Below are 3,563 nucleotides of genomic sequence, written 5' to 3'. Positions count from 1 at the left end.
TGGATCGTCGAAGGCGGTCTGCAGGCAGGAGATCACGTGATCGTGCAAGGCGTCGACAAGGTGCGCCCGGGCGCGACGGTGAAGACCGTCGCCGCGCAGCTCGCCCCGGCGCCGGATGCCGCATCCGCCACCTCGGCAAGCGCCGCGCCGGCGACTACCGCGGCAACTACCGCGGCCAGTGCCGCAGCGAGTTCGGCCGCCGCGTCGAGCGCGCAATAACAGGGAGTCCGTTTCATGGCCAAGTTCTTTATCGATCGCCCGATCTTCGCGTGGGTGATCGCGATCGTGCTGATGCTGGCCGGCGTCGCATCGATCTTCAAGATGCCGATCGCGCAGTATCCGACGATCGCACCGCCGACGATCCAGATCCAGGCGAACTACCCGGGCGCTTCCGCGAAGACGGTGGAAGACACGGTGACGCAGGTGATCGAGCAGCAGATGAGCGGGCTCGACAACTTCCTTTACATGTCGTCGACGAGCGATGACTCGGGCAACGCGACGATCACGCTGACCTTCTCGCCGGGTACGAATCCGGACGTCGCGCAGGTGCAGGTGCAGAACAAGCTGTCGCTCGCGACGCCGAACCTGCCGCAGGTCGTGCAGCAGCTCGGCATGCAGGTCACGAAGTCGAGCAGCAACTGGCTGATGTGGTTCGCGTTCAACTCCGAGGACGGCCGGATGTCGAAGGAGGACCTGACGAACTACGTGGCCTCGCACGTGCTCGATCCGCTGAGCCGCGTGAACGGCGTCGGCCAGACGCTGCTGCTCGGTTCGCAGTTCTCGATGCGGATCTGGCTCGACCCCGTCAAGCTGACCAACTACAGCCTCACGCCGACCGACGTGACGGCCGCGATCACGCAGCAGAACGTGCAGATCGCGGGCGGCCAGATCGGCGGCACGCCGGCGAAGCCGGGCACCGTGCTGCAGGCGACGATCACCGAATCGACGCTGCTGCGCACGCCCGAGCAGTTCGGCAACATCCTGCTGAAGGTCAACCAGGACGGCTCGCAGGTTCGCTTGAAGGACGTCGGCCGCGCGGCGCTCGGTTCGGAGAACTACACGTTCGACACGAAGTACATGGGGCAACCGACGGCCGGCCTCGGCATCCAGCTCGCGACCGGCGCGAACGCACTGGCGACCGCGAACGCGCTGCGGGCCAAGATCGACGAGCTGTCGAAGTACTTCCCGCATGGCCTCGTCGTGCACTACCCGTACGACACGACGCCGTTCGTGCGCCTGTCGATCGAGGAAGTGGTCAAGACGCTGATCGAGGGCATCGTGCTTGTGTTCCTCGTGATGTACCTGTTCCTGCAGAACCTGCGGGCGACGATCATCCCGACGATCGCGGTGCCGGTCGTGCTGCTCGGCACGTTCGCGATCATGGGTCTCGTCGGCTTCTCGATCAACACGTTGTCGATGTTCGGGCTCGTGCTCGCGATCGGCCTGCTGGTCGACGATGCGATCGTGGTGGTCGAGAACGTCGAGCGCGTGATGGCCGAAGAAGGGCTGTCGCCGAAGGAGGCGACCCGCAAGGCGATGAGCCAGATCACCGGCGCACTCGTCGGCGTCGCGCTCGTGCTGTCGGCGGTGTTCGTGCCGGTGGCGTTCTCGGGCGGCTCGGTCGGCGCGATCTATCGTCAGTTCTCGCTGACGATCGTGTCGGCGATGGTGTTGTCGGTGCTCGTCGCGTTGATCCTGACGCCGGCACTGTGCGCGACGATCCTGAAGCCGATCGAGAAGGGGCATCACGAAGAGAAGAAGGGCTTCTTCGGGTGGTTCAACCGGACGTTCGATCGCAGCCGCGATCGCTATACGAGCGGCGTGAACCATGTGATCAAGCGCTCCGGCCGCTGGCTCGTGATCTACCTGGCCGTGTTCCTCGCGGTCGGCGTGATGTTCGCGCGGCTGCCGAAGTCGTTCCTGCCCGATGAAGACCAGGGCTACATGTTCATGATCGTGCAGACGCCGTCCGGCTCCACGCAGGAAACGACCGGCAAGACGCTCGACAACATCAACACGTACCTGACCACCGCCGAGAAGGAGGTGGTCGACTCGGTGTTCACGGTCAACGGCTTCAGCTTCGCGGGCCGCGGCCAGAATGCGGGCCTCGTGTTCGTGAAGCTGAAACCGTACGAGCAGCGCCAGCGTTCGGACCAGAAGGTGCAGGCGCTGATCGGCCGGACCTTCGCGCACTATTCGACGTATAAGGACGGGATGGTGATTCCGTTCAACCCGCCGTCGATTCCCGAACTCGGTACCGCTGCGGGCTTCGACTTCGAGCTGACGGACAACGCCGGCCTCGGTCACGAAGCGCTGATGGCCGCGCGCGGCCAGTTGCTCGGGATGGCAGCAAAGGATCCGGCGCTGGCGCTCGTGCGTCCGAACGGCCTGAACGATACGCCGCAGTACAAGGTCGACATCGATCGCGAGAAGGCGAACGCGCTCGGCGTGACGGCCGCGGCGATCGACCAGACGTTTTCGATCGCGTGGGCGTCGCAGTACGTGAACAACTTCCTCGATACCGACGGCCGGATCAAGAAGGTGTACGTACAGTCGGACGCGCCGTTCCGGATGACGCCCGAAGACATGAACATCTGGTACGTGCGCAACAGCGCGGGCGGGATGGTGCCGTTCAGCGCGTTCTCGACCGGCCACTGGATCTACGGGTCGCCGAAGCTCGAGCGTTACAACGGCGTGTCGTCGATCGAGATCCAGGGGCAGGCCGCGGAAGGCAAGTCGACGGGGCAGGCGATGGCCGCGATGGAAGCGCTCGCGAGCAAGCTGCCGGAAGGCATCGGCTATTCGTGGACGGGGCTGTCGTTCCAGGAAATCCAGTCCGGCTCGCAGGCGCCGATCCTGTACGCGATCTCGATTCTCGTCGTGTTCCTGTGTCTCGCGGCGCTGTATGAAAGCTGGTCGATCCCGTTCTCGGTGATCATGGTCGTGCCGCTCGGTGTGGTCGGCGCACTGCTCGCGACGATGCTGCGCGGCCTCGAGAACGACGTGTTCTTCCAGGTCGGCCTGCTGACCACCGTGGGCCTGTCGGCAAAGAACGCGATCCTGATCGTCGAGTTCGCACGCGAACTGCAGGCGGGCGGCAACATGGGGCCGGTGCGCGCGGCGATCGAGGCGGCGCGCCTGCGGCTGCGTCCGATCCTGATGACGTCGCTCGCGTTCATGCTCGGCGTGCTGCCGCTCGCGATCAGCAACGGCGCGGGCTCGGCGAGCCAGCACGCGATCGGCACGGGCGTGATCGGCGGGATGATCACTGCGACGTTCCTCGCCATTTTCATGATCCCGATGTTCTTCGTGCGGGTTCGTGCGATCTTCAGCGGCGAAACGGAAAACGTCGACGACGCATGGCGTCTCGTGCAGGGCGACCTGCAGCGCGGTCGCGACGACGCACACGATTCGAAGGGGCAGTAACGATGCAAAAACATGTTTTGACTGCCACCGCGGCCGCACTGGCTGCCGCGCTGTTTGCCGCGGGCTGCACGATGGCGCCGCATTACACGCGGCCCGATGCACCCGTCGCGCAGGCGTACCCGGCCGGCGGCGTCTAC

The 3,563-nt window shown here is 65.1% G+C and carries 1 protein-coding gene and 1 pseudogene; both read left to right on the top strand.

The features are described 5' to 3' along the window. Positions 1–219 (top strand): annotated as a pseudogene (locus J8I33_RS34135) (efflux transporter periplasmic adaptor subunit); the annotation flags it as partial. Between the two features lie 15 nt (positions 220–234). After that, positions 235–3,426, top strand: coding sequence for an efflux RND transporter permease subunit (locus tag J8I33_RS34130; protein WP_209939988.1), 3,192 nt, complete (start codon positions 235–237; stop codon positions 3,424–3,426). Positions 3,427–3,563 lie beyond the last annotated feature (137 nt).

The organism is Burkholderia sp. AcTa6-5, from assembly GCF_017815075.1.
Classification (GTDB): Bacteria; Pseudomonadota; Gammaproteobacteria; order Burkholderiales; family Burkholderiaceae; genus Burkholderia; species Burkholderia sola.
Note: the sequence above shows the minus strand (reverse complement) of the source record. Positions and strands in the feature narration are given on the sequence as shown.